Annotated in this window: 14 protein-coding genes; 7 read left to right on the top strand and 7 right to left on the bottom strand. The window is 60.2% G+C overall.

The genetic code is table 11. The features are described 5' to 3' along the window. Nucleotides 1–103 precede the first annotated feature (103 nt). The 4 genes from AC07UK_RS37550 to AC07UK_RS37535 form a co-directional block, all read right to left on the bottom strand. On the bottom strand, nucleotides 104–475 hold the full coding sequence (locus AC07UK_RS37550; protein ID WP_494688157.1) for a hypothetical protein: 372 nt from the start codon (nucleotides 473–475) through the stop codon (nucleotides 104–106). Nucleotides 476–618: 143 nt separating this feature from the next. Further along, nucleotides 619–1,944: a protoporphyrinogen/coproporphyrinogen oxidase gene (locus tag AC07UK_RS37545; protein WP_494688158.1), complete on the bottom strand. Its 1,326-nt coding sequence runs from the start codon at nucleotides 1,942–1,944 to the stop codon at nucleotides 619–621. After that, entirely contained in the window at nucleotides 1,941–3,605 is a 1,665-nt protein-coding gene (locus AC07UK_RS37540) for a thiamine pyrophosphate-dependent enzyme (protein WP_494688159.1), read from the bottom strand. Before AC07UK_RS37540 ends, AC07UK_RS37545 begins: the two co-directional genes overlap by 4 nt. An 81-nt stretch (nucleotides 3,606–3,686) precedes the next feature. After that, entirely contained in the window at nucleotides 3,687–4,862 is a 1,176-nt protein-coding gene (locus tag AC07UK_RS37535) for a porin (RefSeq protein ID WP_494688160.1), read from the bottom strand. 415 nt (nucleotides 4,863–5,277) lie between these two features. Between AC07UK_RS37535 and AC07UK_RS37530 the strand changes: the two genes are divergently transcribed. Genes AC07UK_RS37530 through AC07UK_RS37520 form a run of 3 tightly spaced genes read left to right on the top strand, consistent with a single transcriptional unit; the run spans nucleotide 5,278 to nucleotide 8,017 of the window. Further along, the gene (locus tag AC07UK_RS37530; RefSeq protein ID WP_494688161.1) at nucleotides 5,278–6,267 is read left to right on the top strand and encodes an ABC transporter substrate-binding protein; all 990 of its coding nucleotides are present in this window, start codon (nucleotides 5,278–5,280) and stop codon (nucleotides 6,265–6,267) included. 53 nt (nucleotides 6,268–6,320) lie between these two features. Continuing rightward, complete coding sequence (locus AC07UK_RS37525; RefSeq protein ID WP_494688162.1) at nucleotides 6,321–7,103, top strand: ABC transporter ATP-binding protein; 783 nt, start codon at nucleotides 6,321–6,323, stop codon at nucleotides 7,101–7,103. Beyond that, entirely contained in the window at nucleotides 7,100–8,017 is a 918-nt protein-coding gene (locus tag AC07UK_RS37520) for an ABC transporter permease (protein ID WP_492316708.1), read from the top strand. The genes AC07UK_RS37525 and AC07UK_RS37520 overlap by 4 nt, the downstream gene beginning before the upstream one ends. Nucleotides 8,018–8,290: 273 nt before the next feature. Here the strand turns inward: AC07UK_RS37520 and AC07UK_RS37515 are convergent, their stop codons facing one another. Next, nucleotides 8,291–8,923 (bottom strand): UbiX family flavin prenyltransferase, encoded by a 633-nt coding sequence (locus tag AC07UK_RS37515; RefSeq protein ID WP_494688163.1) that lies wholly within the window; start codon nucleotides 8,921–8,923, stop codon nucleotides 8,291–8,293. A 1-nt stretch (nucleotide 8,924) separates the two neighbouring features. After that, on the bottom strand, nucleotides 8,925–10,262 hold the full coding sequence (locus AC07UK_RS37510) for a UbiD family decarboxylase (protein ID WP_494693918.1): 1,338 nt from the start codon (nucleotides 10,260–10,262) through the stop codon (nucleotides 8,925–8,927). Nucleotides 10,263–10,540: 278 nt separating this feature from the next. On the opposite strand from AC07UK_RS37510, the gene AC07UK_RS37505 reads away from it, so the two are divergent. The 4 genes from AC07UK_RS37505 to AC07UK_RS37490 all read left to right on the top strand — a co-directional run bounded on the left by AC07UK_RS37505 (nucleotide 10,541) and on the right by AC07UK_RS37490 (nucleotide 15,032). Then, on the top strand, nucleotides 10,541–11,668 hold the full coding sequence (locus tag AC07UK_RS37505) for a helix-turn-helix domain-containing protein (protein WP_494693917.1): 1,128 nt from the start codon (nucleotides 10,541–10,543) through the stop codon (nucleotides 11,666–11,668). Nucleotides 11,669–11,815: 147 nt separating this feature from the next. Then, nucleotides 11,816–13,240, top strand: a complete 1,425-nt coding sequence (locus tag AC07UK_RS37500; protein WP_494688166.1) for an aldehyde dehydrogenase family protein — start codon at nucleotides 11,816–11,818, stop codon at nucleotides 13,238–13,240. Nucleotides 13,241–13,284: 44 nt separating this feature from the next. After that, entirely contained in the window at nucleotides 13,285–14,304 is a 1,020-nt protein-coding gene (locus tag AC07UK_RS37495) for an ABC transporter substrate-binding protein (RefSeq protein ID WP_494688167.1), read from the top strand. A 2-nt stretch (nucleotides 14,305–14,306) separates the two neighbouring features. Continuing rightward, nucleotides 14,307–15,032: an aspartate/glutamate racemase family protein gene (locus AC07UK_RS37490; protein WP_494688168.1), complete on the top strand. Its 726-nt coding sequence runs from the start codon at nucleotides 14,307–14,309 to the stop codon at nucleotides 15,030–15,032. 62 nt (nucleotides 15,033–15,094) lie between these two features. Here AC07UK_RS37490 and AC07UK_RS37485 read toward each other — a convergent pair whose 3' ends face one another. Continuing rightward, nucleotides 15,095–16,072, bottom strand: coding sequence for a Bug family tripartite tricarboxylate transporter substrate binding protein (locus tag AC07UK_RS37485; protein ID WP_494688169.1), 978 nt, complete (start codon nucleotides 16,070–16,072; stop codon nucleotides 15,095–15,097). Nucleotides 16,073–16,096: the final 24 nt, after the last annotated feature.

Here is a 16,096-nt window from a genome sequence, read left to right as displayed (position 1 = left end):
CATCTCTTTCTGCGCTCGTGATTCTTCAAATAACGCTTCTCCTCACGAATCGGAGGACTTAATCAGCATTGCCTTAGGCGATTTTGGCCAGATCCGCGTAGTCTTAAGAATGTTGAGAAGCCATGCCCTTGGCGTTGCCTTTCAGCAACGGTCGAAAAGTGTACTTGCGCACGAAATTCGCATAGGAATCAGATTCTTGGCGCCGTGTGATTAGTCGCACATAGTGATCACCGGTTGCGCTATCCTTGATCCTCAACAGGCGTTTCCGCTTACGCTGGAAAGCGTCTTGCGTATCGTTCTGGCGATTCTGAAGCTGCAGCCCGGGCACGACGCCGGCAAGCATGCCCGGCTGACGCGCGCGGAGCTCGCGCTCATCGATGTGCAGCCGCTCGACGGCGCGAATGAGGAGTTCTTTCGCTACGGCGAGATAACATCGACGGCGGGCGTAGCGCCATTTGCGTGCCTCGCCAGTCAAGGGGCGATGCCCGCAAGTTACCTACTTGCTCGCCTGCGCCTTGAGCCAACTGTCATGCAGCGTGATGGTCTGGCACGGGACTCGATTGAAACTCCTTTCAATAGGTTCAGCAGAATGCAATAGAAAACTTGGCAGACCGTGGGCTAACCATAGTGAGCCAAGATTGCTTTTGCAATTGAGTCGCCGCTTGCACAAGCTCCGGTCAGGAGCGCTTGGGACAGGTAATCCCCGCAGTAGTAGACGGTTCGTTTGGCGGCAGACTGCCAGGTGAGAAAGCCGGCCACCTTCCGGCAATAGCCAGGGTAGAAGATCGGCAGCTTGTACGGAATCCACTGGTTGACAATAGTGTGCACTCGACTATCGAAGCGGGGAATGCGCTGCCTGACTTCCGACCGGATAAGGGTGTCGATCGAATCGGCCAGGCCGAGGCGATCCACTTCTTCGGCTGCCTCGGGTGTCAGCTGACAGTAGAGTTGCGCGTGCGAACGTCCTGCGATCGGTGCCGCCGGCAACTGCTGCCAGGTCGCAATGCGAGTCGTTGACTGACGGCCTGAGAACTCCAGCTCGGCAGGAATATCCCCTTCCAGCGCGTAGTGAACGACACCCAGCTTGTTATATCGCACTGCATCGAGCATCGAGCGCTCCGCGTCGAGAGGATCGACGATAAGCTTGCCGGCTTGCGCGCCCTCCGTGGCGCAGACGACAACATTCGCGCGCAGCTCATGTTCTTGTCCGAGGCGCCGATAACGTACGATGCATTGGCCCTCGGCGTGTCGTTCGATGGCATAGGCCTTTGCGTCGCAAAGAACTGGCACCCGACGGCCCAGTTCCTGAGTCACCTGCCCCATACCTTCTGCCAGGGTGTAGACGGTGTCCTTGCCGAGCAGATGCGGCATGGTACTGACGTAGAATGCCGCCGAAATATCCTCCGGATTCCAGCTACGCGTTCCGCGGAAGATGGGTTCGATGAGTTGCTTCAGTACGGCAGGTGTGGTGGTTCGGCTGATGTAATCCGCCAGCGTTTCGGTGTCGCCTTCCAGGTATGAGGCCGCAGCGTCTGGATCGGTACGCGAACGCAGGCGCGCGAGACCTACTCCCGCCGCGACCATGCGTATCCGGCTGCGCCAATCCAGCCCGGGCGTCATGAGGGTGCGCGGGCCAGGCATCAGCTCGACACGGTAACGATCGCCGCCGATTGCGGCGTTTGCGCCGAGCTTGCGTAGCGGTACAAGCGCACGCGTCAGATCCAATTCGGCGAGCAAGGAATGAAACGCCTGGCCAAACGGGTAAATCAGGCGCGCACCGGTATTGTATGAAATGGGACCCTCGCGCCGTTGTGCCATTCGCCCGCCCACGGCCGATTGGCTTTCCAGAACCTGGACGGTGAAGCCGGCAGCCGTGAGCCGGTAAGCTGCGGTGAGTCCGGAAATACCGGCACCAACGATGACGATGGAGATAGGTTGGTTCATTCGGGCTTCGCTACGGTGTCGGGTACGGCAATCTCGATCAGCGCCGGCCCGGTTCCATTCAGTACTCGCTTCAGAGCCGGCAGGAATTCCGCGGTCGTCTGAACGCGCTCTGCGAGGGCGCCGAAGGCTCTTGCATAGGCTACGAAATCCGGGTTTCGCAACGCGGTGCCGACAGCACGCCCGAACTGCCGGATCTGGGCACTTCGGATGGCGCCATATCCCTGGTTATTGATAACGATGATGATGATGCGCAGATTTTGCTGGACTGCCGTCGCCAGTTCTTCACCATGCATGAGCAGGCAGCCATCGCCGGCCACGGCCACAACCAGCCGATCCGGCCGCGCCATCGCTGCGCCAATGGCGGCCGGCAATCCGTATCCCATGGCACCGCTCTTGGGGCCAAGCATGGTGCCGGGCTGGCGGAATGCAAGATAGCGATGTAGCCAGATAGCGTAGGCACCCGCGCCAGCGGTAAAGACTGTGTTGTCAGGGAGGCGCTCTCGCAGCGCCATAAAGACTTTTCGCAGGTCGACAGCTCCTGGACAGTCACCCTTCCCGATGAACGCCTCGCGCGCGATGCGAAAGCCCTCTGGCCAGTCGGAATCAGGGGAAGACGAAGAAGTCGCAGAAAGGGCTGTTGAGAGCGCCTCAAGAAAGGGCGCTGGAGCAGCTTGGATCGCCACGTCTGCGCGATAAACGCGATTGAGTTCGTCGGCGCTGGAATGCACATGAACCAGGCGCTGGGCCGGCCGCGGGGCATCGAGCAGACGGAATCCACCGAAGCCACCGGTCCCGAACGTATTGATCTCGCCGAGGCGAATGTTGATGGCGAGTATCAGGTCGGCTTGCGCTATCCGCTCTGCCAGCAGCGGATTGAGACCGATGCCGAGTTCGCCCGCATAGTGTGGGTCGTCGTTGTCGAACAGATCTGCTCGTCGATAGCCAGCGGCGACTGGCCAGTTATGGGTCTGTGCCAAGGCATGCAGGCGTAGTCGCGCCGCGTCATTCCAGCCACTGCCGCCTACCAGCACTAGTGAGCGACGGGCTTCGCGGAGCAGGCCCGCAACCGCACCGGCTTGCTCTGGCGCCGGACCGGGCTCTGGTATGGAGGGCGCAGGCAGCGGAGCGCAGGTGGCATCCTCGCGCCACACATTTTCGGTGACAACCAGGACCACCGGCCCGGGCCGGCCGCTGCTGGCCTTGCACCATGCGCGCATCATCCCTTCCTGCAGTCTCGTGGCGGTGGTGACGGTGATGACGTCCTTGACGAGCGGGCGCAACGCCTGCTGCAAATCAAATCCTGACATCGGGTCGCGCTCAGCCTCTGCGGCTGCCGGCTGCCCGACGACAAGAATCATCGCCGCACTATCCGTATCGGCAGTATGCAGCGCCAGGGCTGTGTTCAGGGCGCCCGGAGCGCGACCCGCCATGCAGATGGAAGGCCGGTCGCCAAGCCGCGCGTAGGCCTGCGCGGCGTAGGTCATGCCTGCCTCGTGGCGGAAGGTGACGAGGCTGATTTCGGGATGGCGGGTAGCGAGGGCATCCAGTGGCTCGAGGATGCCCTCGCCAGGGATCTGGAAGACATGCCGGTGCCCATACTCTCGGATCAGGTCGGCAAGAACAGCGGCCCCTGAGCGGGCCGGCATGGATTCATGATTCATCACAAATAGTGCAACAGGTTGGGCGAGGCTGCGGCAAGGCGGGGGCCATCTCCCCGCCGTGCCGCGATGCCTTGGGCCCGGTTAGAAGACGTGGAAAATACCCGCAAGCAACATGAGCTGCCCGCTTGTGCTGGACGCGCCGCTGCTGCCGAACAGCAAGTAGGCGTTCTGTGCGTCCCCCGCTGCGCGTTGGTACGCAACGGCGGCCTGGAGAATGGTTCGCTTGGAGAGGAAATAATTGCTTACCGCATTGACCTGGTGATATTTCGGCGTGAATCCGGTCGGTTGCACCTTCCCGGCTGTGTACGTGTACCCCAGGCCGAGCTGCCAGGCGGGCGTGACGCTGTAGGAGCCATTGACGTCGATATTGTTGAAGCGCACATCACCGTTGGTAAGCCCGTCCGCGGCATCGCCCACGTCCTTGTAGCGGCTCTGGGTAAATGACACGGCGAGCTTGAGTTTGTCGAGATCGTACTGGCCTGCAAGCGCGGCAACCGACATGCTCGACGGGGCGATGCGATTCGGCTGCAGTGGCGACGTGGCTGAAACGGCCGGGAAAAGGATGGTATTCCAGTTGCCCTCCGGGACTGCACTTGCAGGATTATCGATGTGCAAGTAAGCCGCGGCGGCGCGAAAACGCCCGCCGGCGTACGTAACGCCAAAGCTCATGGTCGAATTGCGGTGGCTGTCGCCTGCAACTTCGCCAAAACCATACATGGCGCCGGCCTGGAAGCCGCCGAAGTTTGGCGTCACATACTTGACCGCATTGTTGATGCGGAACTGCCAGTTGGTGTTGTCATTGTCGCCGACGTGCGCCATGTAGCCATTCCACTTGCCAGGAGGGGTGAACGGCGCGATCCACTCCGCTACCAGATCGTACTGCCGTCCCAACGTCACGGTGCCTGCCGAACTGTCAGACAGGCCGACATAGGCCTGGCGGCCAAATAGCCTGCCGCCTTGCCGGGAGTTGCCCGTGCTCATGTCGAAGCCGCTCTCAAGCGTGAACAGGCCGCGCAGTCCTCCCCCAAGGTCTTCCTGGCCTCTCAGGCCCCATCGGGATGGGCCGGTTGCCAACCCCGTCACGCTATGGCCACCGGTGTTGTTGACATAGCGCAGACCGCTATAGATGAAGCCATAGAGCGTGACGCCGCTCTGAGCGAGCGCGCTGTCCGCGCATCCGATCAGAAAGGTGGCAGCTAACGCGGCTGGCCATACCCTATGCACTTTGCTGGTGCTTTTTCCCCGCTTCGACAGCATTGACTCTCCCTTTTTTGCGCCAAGTAGCGGTCCGGTGCCGGCGCTATGGAGCCGGGCTTGACAACACGGGCAGCACGAGGCCAGCGCAGCCTAGGTCAGGGCAAGGGTGTGGACAAGCGGATCAGACGGCTCAGAGCGGAATTCCTAGCAATCGGTATTCGATTGCCACAATTGGGAGCATGGACAGCGTGCGTAGCCGAGGTTGAGGTCAGCATTTTCCCTTACTCTGGCCGGCACCGCAGGCGTTCGGTGCGGGAAAATTGAGGCGAAACGACTGAAACATTAAGTTGATCGGAAGTTGTCCGCCGGGGCGGGGGAAACCAGGCGGAATCGGTGCTAAAAAGTTCCTGGTTGGCATGGCGTTGCACGCCTTGTTCATACAGATCCGATGTCCTTTCCATGCCTTAGGATACCCATGCTACGTCACAAGAGATTCCTGCTGCATACCTTATCCTGCGTCTCCGTTGTTGGTGCCGTGCTGGGTATCGTTCCCGCTGTCCATGCGGAAACCGTGATCGGAATTGCCAACCTTGGCCCACACCCATCCATCTCGCAAACCATTGCCGGCTTCAAGGAGGAAATGGCGCGCAGTGGCTACGTGGAAGGCAAAAACACCACTTATGTCTATGGGGACGCAAACTTCACGCAAGCCTTGATGCCCCAGATGCTCACGCAGATTGCGTCGAGGAAGCCTGCCCTAATTCTGGCGCTGACTACGTCGGTCTCGCAGACGGCGCTATCTGGCGTGGCCGACCGTAAGGTGCCCATGGTGTTCGCCATGGTGACCGACCCGGTTGCCGCGGGATTGGTCGAGGGGTGGGATCATGGCAGCAGTCGCTTTGTCGGTGCGTCGGATATGCAGGATTTTGACGCGGTCCTGGTCTTCGCCAAGAAGCTTTTTCCGAATGCCAAGTCATTTGGCACCCTGTACAACCCTGGCGAAGCGAATGACGTGACCACCACCCGCAAACTCGAGGAGGCGTCCAGGCGGGCAGGGCTGACATTCAAGGCAATCAGCGTCGATACAGCCGCTGATATTCCTCAGCGAGCGGAGCTGTTACGCGGTACCGGTTTTATGTACGCGACCGGATCAAATCTGGTGCAGTCAGCAATGCCGGCGGTGGCGTCTGTGACGAACCGGCTGAAAGTGCCGATCCTGAGCTCGGAAACAGAGTTTGTGAAGAGCGGTATCGCGGCAGCGAACTATGCCGTTTCACTCCGCTCCATTGGCGTCAATGCCGCAACACTGGCAACGCGCGTGCTCAAGGGTGCGGCACCGGCCTCGCTTCCTGTGCTGACGCCCTCGCCCAACGACTACGTTTCCACCATCAATACCACAAAGTTCAAGCAACTCGGGCTGACCATTCCGCCCGCGATGGAGTCATGCCAATGCTTTATCAACTAGCTGCCCGGCGAGCCCGCAACATGTCACAGTCATCTCCAAATTCTGATTCCACCATGTTGCAAGTCGAACGATTGCACAAGACCTTCCATGCCGGCACACCTAATGAACGGGTTGCGATCGACGGGGTCACCCTCGAGTTGAACCAGGGCGATTTCGTCGTGGTAGTGGGAGGGAATGGGGCAGGAAAATCGACGCTGCTCAGCATGCTCGCCGGTGAAGTCCTGCCGGATTCGGGGAGCATCCGCGTCAACGGCGTGAATGTGACCCCACTCGGCACCCACCTGCGCGCAAAGTACATCGCCAGAGTCTTTCAGGATCCGTCGATCGGTACCGCTGCGGCGCTCAATATCGAAGAGAATCTGGCTGTTGCCGCCTTGCGCGGGCAGCGCAGAACCTTCGGCCGTGGCTTGACCTCGGCGCAGGCTCGCGAGTTTCAGCAGCGGCTTGGCACCTTCGGCCTGGGCCTGGAGAATCGGATGAAGGCACAGGCGGGACTGCTCTCCGGCGGACAGCGCCAGGCACTTTCGCTGCTGATGGCGGTCCTCCGTGAACCGCAGCTGCTGCTGCTGGATGAACATACCGCGGCGCTGGACCCGCGGACCGCCGAAGCCGTGATGCGAGTGACTTCGCAAGTGGTTGACCAGGCAGGGCTGACTACGCTGATGGTCACGCACAACATGCACCATGCATTGCAGTATGGAAACCGGCTAATCATGATGCGGCATGGCGCTGTTGTTGCCGACTTGTCCCTGGAGCAGAAACGGCGCATGACAGTTGAGAAGCTGATTGCCGCGTTCGACGATGAAAACCCCTCCCTTCGCATGGTGAGCGCATGAACCTGTTCGATACATTCCTCAACCTGGTGCCAATGGGCCTGATGCAAGGGCTCATCTACGCCCTGATTGCGATCGCGGTGATGATCCCGTTCCGGATCCTGAATTTCGCAGATATGACGGGTGAAGGGACCCTTGCCTTTGGTGCCTGCGTGACGGCGAAATGCCTGAGCGCAGGGCTTGAACCCGTGTCGTCACTACTCATCGGTGCCGCAGCGGGTTTCCTGGGAGGAAGCGCCACTGCGTATATTCATGAGAAGGTGAAGGTGAATACGCTCTTGTGCGGCATTCTGGTGCTGTCCATGTTGTATTCAATTGACATCCGGGTCATGGGCCAGCCGAACACTGCTTTGTTCACGTTCCCAAATCTCTTCCAATACCTGCCCGGTGACGACGGAACACTGACAAGCCGAATCGCACTGCTTGCCGTCGTCGATATCGCGCTTATCGCGTTGATCTTCTGGTTTCTGGGGACACAGCACGGGATGGCCATGCGGTCGCTTGGCTCCAGTATGGCGATGGCCAAGGCGCAGGGCATCAATATCAAGGTCTATGTGCTCGTTGGGCTTGGGTTGGCAAACCTTATCGCAGCGCTCGGAGGCGGTCTGCTAGCACAGAATCAGGGTTTCGCTGACGTCAATATGGGCTTCGGCACGCTGATCAACGGGCTGGCATCGCTGCTGCTTGGTGAGGCGATCATCGGCAACCGGACGATCCTGCGGCAGGTGGCAGCGCCTGTGTTGGGCTCGGTTGTGTATTTTCAACTTATTTCGATCGTTTTGGCATTCGGCTTCCAGCCGTCGGATCTGAAAATGGTAACTGCAGTTTTTGTGCTGATCACACTTCTTATCCTTGCCAAGCGTAAGCCAGGCAAGTCACGCAAGGCGGTGCAGGAGCGCCTTGCAAGAGCAGCCTGACTCCAAACGGTTTCTTCTGTGGTTCCTTATGCGGTGTCTCCATCCGCAACTTGAAAGCCGTCCCTCGGGACGGCTTCTTTTTGTGTGGGATAGCGGAACGGAGCTCCCTTGGAGCGGATTGTCCGACCAATCGGTCGGGTCATGCCAGAGCGGGTATTGGTGTGTAGGCAGGCAAGCGCGTTAGGTTTATAGAAGTGTCATTCGCCCAGGCTTGCTCTGGTTATCCCTGCCGGCGTTGCGGTGCCATTGAGACAAGGAAGTCAGGATTTTCCGTTAGGCATGCAGCACGGTGAGGTCATCAGGTTGTGCACGCACCGATCGCACATGTGTCCGCATGCCTTCCCATCGCTGGTAGGCGGATTCCGAAGCGAGACTTAACTGGTCCAATACCCGCCATACGGTATAGCGAATCAGCTCATCGAGCGTCTTGGGCAAGGCATAGAAGGCCGGCACCGGGGGCATGATGACGGCGCCCATCTCAGTTGCTGCAGTCATGTTTCGGAGATGAGCCAAAGTTAGTGGCGTTTCCCTTGCGAGAAGCACCAAAGTCCGCCGCTCTTTCAGGGTTACGTCCGCAGCGCGGGTTAGCAGATTGTCGTTGAAGCCGTGGGCGACCGCGGCCAATGTTCGCATGGAGCAAGGCGCCACGACCATACCCTGGTGCCGAAAGGACCCGCTTGCCAGGGTGGCACCAATGTCACGGATGTCGTAGGCTACGTCGGCGAGCGATTGTGCTGCGTGCCTGTCTATGCTGCATTCCTGCTGCAAGGTCAGCCAGCCTGACGCCGACACCAGCAGATGGGTTTCGACATCGAGTAGCCGCAGGGCTTCCAGCAGCCGGACACCGTAGATGGCACCGGTGGCACCGCTGATGCCAACGACTATGCGGGTGCGGTTCTTGCTCATCTCAGCGCACCTCCGATGCAAAGGCGGGCAGATACTTGCCAAGTTCAATTTCCACTTCGCCAGGAATGCGCTTTCGTTCAAACTCCGCTTCGCGTCCCCAGGGTTTAGTCGCGTCAATGGCAAGGCGGCCCCAGTGATCTTTGTGCGGATCGCGGTAGAAGCCTGGGACATTGTTCAGCACCATGGTTCGGGTGTCTGCACGCCCCCGCGTCACGAAAGCCCAGATCACTTCATCCAGGTTGTAGATGTCGACATCTTCGTCAACCACGATGCAAAGCTTGTTGTAGTCAAGATGCGCGCCCATTGCCGCAAGCAGCGCATGCTGTGCGTGCCCCTCGTACTGCTTCCGGAGCTTGATGACCGTGTTCATCACCGTGGGCTTGCAGGACACATCGATGATGCCCGGTACCTGTCCCTTGATAGCGCGATAGATGCGCGCGGCGGTGGCAGCCTCGAGCGGCCGCAGGTCTTCGTCGGAGCCGCAGATCAGGCCATGGAAGATTGCACCGGTGCGCCAGGCGACGTGCGTGACTTCGAACACGTGGTTGTCACCCACATCGACGTAATAGCCCATGAATTCGCCGAAAGGACCCTCCGGGCGGCGCACGTTTGGGAGGATCCTGCCTTCAATCACGATGTCGGTGGCGGCGGGTACGGAAAGATCGATGGTCTGGCACCGGCGTGTGCGCAAAGGGCCGCCTCGCATCGCGGCGGCGATTGCCAGTTCGTTTGCCTGGGGAGGCAACGAGACGCAAGCGGACATGAAGACTTCGGGAGGGGCGCCGATCAGAATGGCGGCTTCCAGCGCCTTTCCCTGGCGCTCGGCAGCCGCCTGATAGCGGGCGAGATCGTGTGAGCTTCCCAGCCGAATTCTCAGCTCGTGGTCGGAAATTACCATTGAGCGGTGGAACGACAGGTTAGGCACGCCTGTGTCAGGGTCACGTGCGAGAAAGACGCCGGACGTGATGTACGGAGCGCCGTCCCGCTCGTGGTAAGTCAGGATTGGCAGGTCGCTGAGCTTCCCGCTCTGGAGGCGCTCGGGCTGCGTATCCTCTTCCGCATAGTTTTGAAGAGTGGCAGCGACTTCAATTTCCTCGTCTAGCCGCTCGCAGAAGGTGCGTGTACCACAACGAATCATCTCGCGCAGCCGCTCATGGTCGCTATAGAGGTTCATGACAACCGGAAGTGCGGAGCCGCGCACGTTCTTGAAAAGCACGGCCTGGTTCGAGACACGTTGCAGTTGCCGCGCGACCGCGGCCGCTTCGAAACGGGGATCGACTTCGCGCTCCACAATTGCCAGGTCACCGCGTGCTTGCAGGCGGCTCAAGTAGTGCCTCATGGTTTTCTCGGATAGTTCGGAAGGTAGTCTGACGTTACCTTAACGGGCGCCTATCCCGCCTGTGCGGTAGCGCTGGGAACATAGGAAATCCGAACTCAATTCCTTTTGGCGTGACCAGGGCGGCAGCGGAGGGCATTACGATGAGCCGCCACGCGGCGACATTGCGCCGGTCTTGCCGGGGCCGCCGAGGCATCGCCGGCGTTCGCGGCACAGCGTCCCGGTCAATCGCGCCCGCGAAAGCGCGTAACGGCACAATCCAGAATTTGCTTGGGGAAGACATGATGGCCAGTTTGAATCTTACGTCGCCGGAGCCGGGAAACGATGGCTTGTTCCGTACGCGCCTGGCTGGCCATCACGCTCGTACCAGCGAGGCATTCAGCGCGCTTCGCGATCAGTTGGGACTTTTGTCTTCCGCTCCGCACGGAGAGGCCGGCCTGTATGGAGGATCCGTTCCGGTCTCTGACGACCCCGAAGAAGGGAAGTGGGAGCTGATCAGCATCCGGGATGAGATCCTTCTGGTCGTCTCGGATGGCTACCTTACTCGGCAGCATAGTGAGAGCGTGCTTCCCGAGGGCTATATCGAATTTCATTTCATGGTCGCCGGTCCGGTGAGCGTTGAGTTCTCTGAGACTGGAAGAATCGAAGTCACTTCGCCGAACCTCACTGTGGTGCATCAGGGCGATGACATGCATTACCAAGTGTCGTGCGGTCCGGGCCTCTGGCGCTCCGTTGGCCTCTATATCAGCCGTGATTACTTCCACAGTTTCCTGAGGGCCTCCATGGGTGTTGATGGCCCCCTTTGGCAGCAATTGCAGAAGCTGCGAAATGAGCAAGTGTTTTGCCATCAGATGCCGGTCAATCCTGAGGTGCTGACCGCTGTCAAGCAACTGCTGGAGAATCCGTACGAAGGCTATCGGCGCCTGCTCTTCGCTCAGGCCAAGGCATATGAGGTGATGTGCGCGTCATTGGATCTGTGGCAGGCCTATCTCGAAAGCCACCATACCGCCGAGGTGTTCTCTTCGCGGGACCTGCGCCTGATTGAAAAGGCGCGAGATCTTCTTGTCGGCGACCTTCGGCACATGATGACGATCCCGGAGCTGGCGCGCGCCGTAGGGACCAACACATCCAAACTCAAGCGCGGCTTCAAATTTCTCTACGGCATGACAGTATTTGAATGCGGCCATCGGGCGCGCATGGACAGGGCACTGGAATTGCTGGGAAACGAACGCCTGAGTGTCAACGAGGTGGCGTTCGCAGTGGGCTATCAGCACCAGACGAGTTTCACGGCGTCTTTCCGCGATTACTTTGGCTTCGCTCCCAAGGATGCCAGGCGGATGGCTGATTTGCGCAACGTCCGGGCCCGCTCCTCATCCGCGCCCGGCGTTACCGCAGGAGAAGACCTGTAAGCCCCTGCCTCGGCCGGGAGATTGGGAATCTGCAGCATTTTCTAGTCGATCAGCATTCGTTTGTTGGGCCCAATACGACCCGACGTGTTCCTCGCATAGGATCGTCGTCATACCCGACAGCGGGGTGCGATTGACGAAGAGGAACGCATGGCAGTGATCAAAGTAAGGAACCCCCGTACGGGCGAACTGGATTATGAGTTCATCCCTGCGGATGCAAATACGGTAAGCCACGCGGTAGCGCGGGCAAGGGACGCGCAACGGGAGTGGTACGGAAAAGGGCTTGAACACCGTATTCATGTCCTGTCGGCATGGGCCAAGGCCTTGGAAAGTAAGGCAGACGCCATCACCGGTGCTTTGACAGACGATACGGCTCGCGCCAGGATCTCCCGGGAAGAGCTTGGTGCTGTTATCCATTTCATTCATGGGTATTGCGAAGCTGCACCGGAAGTCCTCGCTCAGCCATTTCGCAAGTTCCGCAATAACAGTGATGTCGTGTTCAAGACGACCCTGGTCCCATACCCGGTCGTCGGTGTCATCAGTCCGTGGAACTTCCCTTTGGTGCTTTCCTTCATCGACGCCATCCCCGCATTGCTCGCCGGCGCCGCGGTGGTCATCAAGCCAAGCGAGGTGACACCCCGCTTCGTGGAGCCGTTGCGTGCGTCTATCGAAGGCGTGCCTGAGTTGCAAGGCGTGATCACACTGCTCCAGGGCGCAGCAGAAACAGGCCGGGCCCTGCTTTCGGACGTCGACGCCATTGTATTTACCGGAAGCGTGGCAACCGGACGCAAGATCGCGGTTGCTGCCGCGGAGCGATTCATCCCGGCATTCCTCGAGCTTGGCGGCAAGGACGCGGCCGTGGTGCTGGCCGGCTCAGATCTCGAACGTGCCGCCACCAGCATCCTCCGGAGTGCCATCTATAACACCGGGCAGGTTTGCTACGCAATCGAGCGGGTCTACGTAGAAGAGTCCATCCACGAGGCTTTCGTGCAGGAACTGGTCCGACAAGTTCAGACGCTTCGCCGCAGTTCGGCTGCCGCGGACGGTGGTCACTATGGGCCCTTCATTCATGCCGCCCAAGGGGAAATTGTCCGGGCACAGTTGCAAGACGCAGTCGTCAGGGGTGCCCGCATCGTTACCGGCGGTGCGGTGGAGAATGTCGGCGGTGCGGTGTGGCTCGACCCAACCATCGTGGTCGATGTGGACCACTCAATGGACCTGATGACGCAGGAGACGTTCGGCCCCGTGGTGCCGGTCATGCGCTTCTGCAGCGAAGATGAGGCAGTGCGCCTTGCCAATGACTCCATCTATGGCCTCAGCGGTGCAGTCTTTGGCCCGGATACGCATACCGCCGGGGATTTCGCGACGAAGATGGAAGCCGGTGGTGTCAGCATCAATGACACGGAACTGCAACGCGGCATGATGTTCGACGGGGAGAAGACGGCCTTCAAATTTTCGGGCATGGGCGGCTCGCGCTACGGTGCGACGAGCATCCTGCGATATGTCCGCAAACGTGCGCTCATCGCGAACGAAGGCGGTATCAAGCCACTGGACGAGCTCTCGGAATCCCTCTGAACCCAGGAGCAACCTGCACCACGCCTTCCCCGGAGATAACGATCATGTTGACAAGATTAAAGACGGCGAGCGTCGCGATGGCGGGCCTGGCGCTGGCGGCTGCCACACTGGCCGCGCCAACTGGCGCGGCCGAGACGACCGCGAGAGGCGGCCCCCAAGGCAATACCGTTATCGGCATTGCCAACTTTGGTCCACATCCCGCGCTGGATCAGAGCGTTTCCGGCTTCAAGGAGGAAATGCGCAAGCATGGCTACGTGGAAGGAAAGAACACCACGTACGTCTACAGCGACGCGAATTTCACGCCCGCGATGATCCCCCAAATCCTTGGGCAGATTGAGGCGAAGAGGCCGGCGGTGATCCTGACAGTTACAACCCCGGTTTCTCAGGCAGCACTGTCGAGTATTACGGACAAGTCTCTGCCGATGGTGTTCTGTCTGATCAGCGATCCGGTGGCGGCTGGTCTCGTGCCCAACTGGCGCCAGGGTAGTGCGCGCTTCGTTGGATCGGCCAGTGCAATGGACTATGACGCGGTGCTGAGCTTCGCAAAGCGCATGTTCCCCGGTGCCAAGCGGTTCGGCGTGCTCTACTCCCCAGGCGAGGCAAACGATGTGGTGGCAATCAAGGCCATCGAAGCGGCGTCGGCGCGGCAAGGCTTGACCCTGCGTAGTATTAGTGTCGATGCCTCCATGGACGTGCCGCAGCGGACGCAGATGCTGTCGGACGTCGATTTCGTCTATGCCATCGGCTCTAATCTCGTGCAGTCGTCCATGCCGGCCGTGGCTTCCGTTACCGACCGCTACAAGATTCCTATCCTGAGCGCGGAGACAGAGCTCATCAAGAAAAGCGGGGTGGTGGCAGTCGCTTACTCCGCATCGTATGCAGCACAGGGTGCACAGGCAGCCCAACTGGCAGCAAGGATCCTGGATGGCAAGCGGCCGTCTGAGCTGGCACCCGTCAAGCCGGGCCCCAATGACTACACGACACTAATCAGCCGAAAGAAGCTCACGCAGCTGGGACGGCCGATTCCTGCGAGCATGGAGTCATGCAAGTGCTTCGTTGATTGACCATGGATGCCTACGACGCCGGACGGCGGTCACGCACCGTACACGGTGTTTCGGTTGGCATCTTGATGCTCGACACTGGATTTGAGCGGCTGCCCGGCGACGTCGGTCATGCCGCAACCTGGCCATTCCCGGTCCAGTATGCGGTCATGCGCGGCGCCGATGCGGCGGCGGCGGCGCGCGGCGACACCGAGGGGATGCTGGCAGCTCTGGTGGAGGGCGCAAGGGAGCTGGTGGCTACCGGGGTTGATGCGATTGCCACCAGTTGCGGCTTCTTGGCACCGCTGCAATCCCGGCTGGCGGCGAGCTGTCCCGTTCCGGTCGCTACGTCCAGCCTTCTACAGATCCCCATGGTGCAGCAACTCCTGCCGGCAGGACGCCGCGTCGGGATCCTGGCGGCGACACGAGCGGGGCTCACCGGTGAACTATTTCGTGCCATCGGCGTGTCGCCCGACCTGCCAGTCGAAGCGCTCGATGAAAGCAGTACATTCCTTCGCGACCATCGCGAGAGCCGGCTGCGGCTAGATGGACTGGCTCATCGCCAGGAAGTGGTTGCGGCGGCGCGGCGCCTGCTGCAGCGGCACCCGGATGTGGGCGCTATTGTCTGCGAGTGTGCCAATTTCCCGCGACATTCCAGGGCCCTCCGCGAGGCTACCGGATTGCCGATTTTCGATGCGGTAACACTGATCAACTGGCTGCACGCAAGCGTGAGCCCTGCCTTCTACGATTGACGCCATGTCCTGACCCCGGGGATGCCGCGGCAGACTGATACTGACAGTCTGCCGCAGAGCCTTTACTGCGGCTGGTATCCGGCCGCTTTCACCAACTGGGCATTGGCCTTCCTGCTGCCTTCCGTAACGCGCGCCATGTCATCCGGGGTGCCAGTGCTGGCGATGATGCCGGATTCCGCAACCCGGTCCTGGAAGGCCTTCGATCCGACGACCTTGTTGATGGCTGTGTTGTACCTTGTCACCAACGCCGGCGAGGTCCCGGCCGGCGCGACGATGCCGATTGTCATGACATCGCTCAGGCCGCTGACCCCTCGCTCAGCGTAGGTGGGGACGTCAAAGCCAGGCAGCCGTTCCGGTCCATCGACAGCCAGAAGCTTGAGCTTGCCGGCGCGAACGTGAGGCAGCGCGGCGGCCATCGCGCAGATCCCCGCGGGAATCTGTCCTGCCAGCAGGTCCTGCACCATCGGCGCATCTCCCTTGTAGGCAACGGCTTTGAGGTCCGCGCCGAACGCCTTGTTCAGCAGCGAGATGGAAAACTCCGGCGCGCTCGCCGGCGCGGGAACGCCGACGTTGCCCCGGCCGGGCTTTGCTCTTGCCCATTGAGAAAAGGCCTTTAGGCTGTCGACTTCGGGCCCTACCATTTCCGGATTCACGACGAAGAAGTTCGGCATCGTCCCTACCAGGCCAACTGGAACGAAGTCCTTCTGGGGGTCAAATCCCGGATGGAGATTCGTAAAGGGAATCATGGCAGTGGTATGACTGTTGGTCAGGAACAGTGTATTGCCATCGGGGCCGGCGGACTTGAGGACTTGTGCCGCAATTTGGCCGCCGGCTCCTGGACGATTCTCTACAATGACTGGTCTCGCGATTTCTGCCTGCATGCCTTTGGCCAGCAGGCGAGCAACGACGTCAGTCACGCCGCCCGGCGGGAAACCGACGAGGATCTTGACAGGACCCTCCTGTGCCATACCGGTCTGTGCAGCGAGCGCCATGGGTAACACCACAAGACAGCGTGCCAACGAAGCGATGAATGGTTTCATGGGAATTGATGTGGTTAGGAATTA

This window comes from Cupriavidus sp. GW821-FHT07C08, from assembly GCF_059419025.1.
Note: the sequence above shows the minus strand (reverse complement) of the source record. Positions and strands in the feature narration are given on the sequence as shown.

Bases quoted from the DNA above. Each gene is read 5' to 3' on its own strand.
- AC07UK_RS37545 (WP_494688158.1), bottom strand. From the start codon at position 1,944: ATGAACCAACCTATCTCCATCGTCATCGTTGGTGCCGGTATTTCCGGA.
- AC07UK_RS37540 (WP_494688159.1), bottom strand. From the start codon at position 3,605: ATGAATCATGAATCCATGCCGGCCCGCTCAGGGGCCGCTGTTCTTGCC.
- AC07UK_RS37535 (WP_494688160.1), bottom strand. From the start codon at position 4,862: ATGCTGTCGAAGCGGGGAAAAAGCACCAGCAAAGTGCATAGGGTATGG.
- AC07UK_RS37530 (WP_494688161.1), top strand. From the start codon at position 5,278: ATGCTACGTCACAAGAGATTCCTGCTGCATACCTTATCCTGCGTCTCC.
- AC07UK_RS37525 (WP_494688162.1), top strand. From the start codon at position 6,321: ATGTTGCAAGTCGAACGATTGCACAAGACCTTCCATGCCGGCACACCT.
- AC07UK_RS37520 (WP_492316708.1), top strand. From the start codon at position 7,100: ATGAACCTGTTCGATACATTCCTCAACCTGGTGCCAATGGGCCTGATG.
- AC07UK_RS37515 (WP_494688163.1), bottom strand. From the start codon at position 8,923: ATGAGCAAGAACCGCACCCGCATAGTCGTTGGCATCAGCGGTGCCACC.
- AC07UK_RS37510 (WP_494693918.1), bottom strand. From the start codon at position 10,262: ATGAGGCACTACTTGAGCCGCCTGCAAGCACGCGGTGACCTGGCAATT.
- AC07UK_RS37505 (WP_494693917.1), top strand. From the start codon at position 10,541: ATGATGGCCAGTTTGAATCTTACGTCGCCGGAGCCGGGAAACGATGGC.
- AC07UK_RS37500 (WP_494688166.1), top strand. From the start codon at position 11,816: ATGGCAGTGATCAAAGTAAGGAACCCCCGTACGGGCGAACTGGATTAT.
- AC07UK_RS37495 (WP_494688167.1), top strand. From the start codon at position 13,285: ATGTTGACAAGATTAAAGACGGCGAGCGTCGCGATGGCGGGCCTGGCG.
- AC07UK_RS37490 (WP_494688168.1), top strand. From the start codon at position 14,307: ATGGATGCCTACGACGCCGGACGGCGGTCACGCACCGTACACGGTGTT.
- AC07UK_RS37485 (WP_494688169.1), bottom strand. From the start codon at position 16,072: ATGAAACCATTCATCGCTTCGTTGGCACGCTGTCTTGTGGTGTTACCC.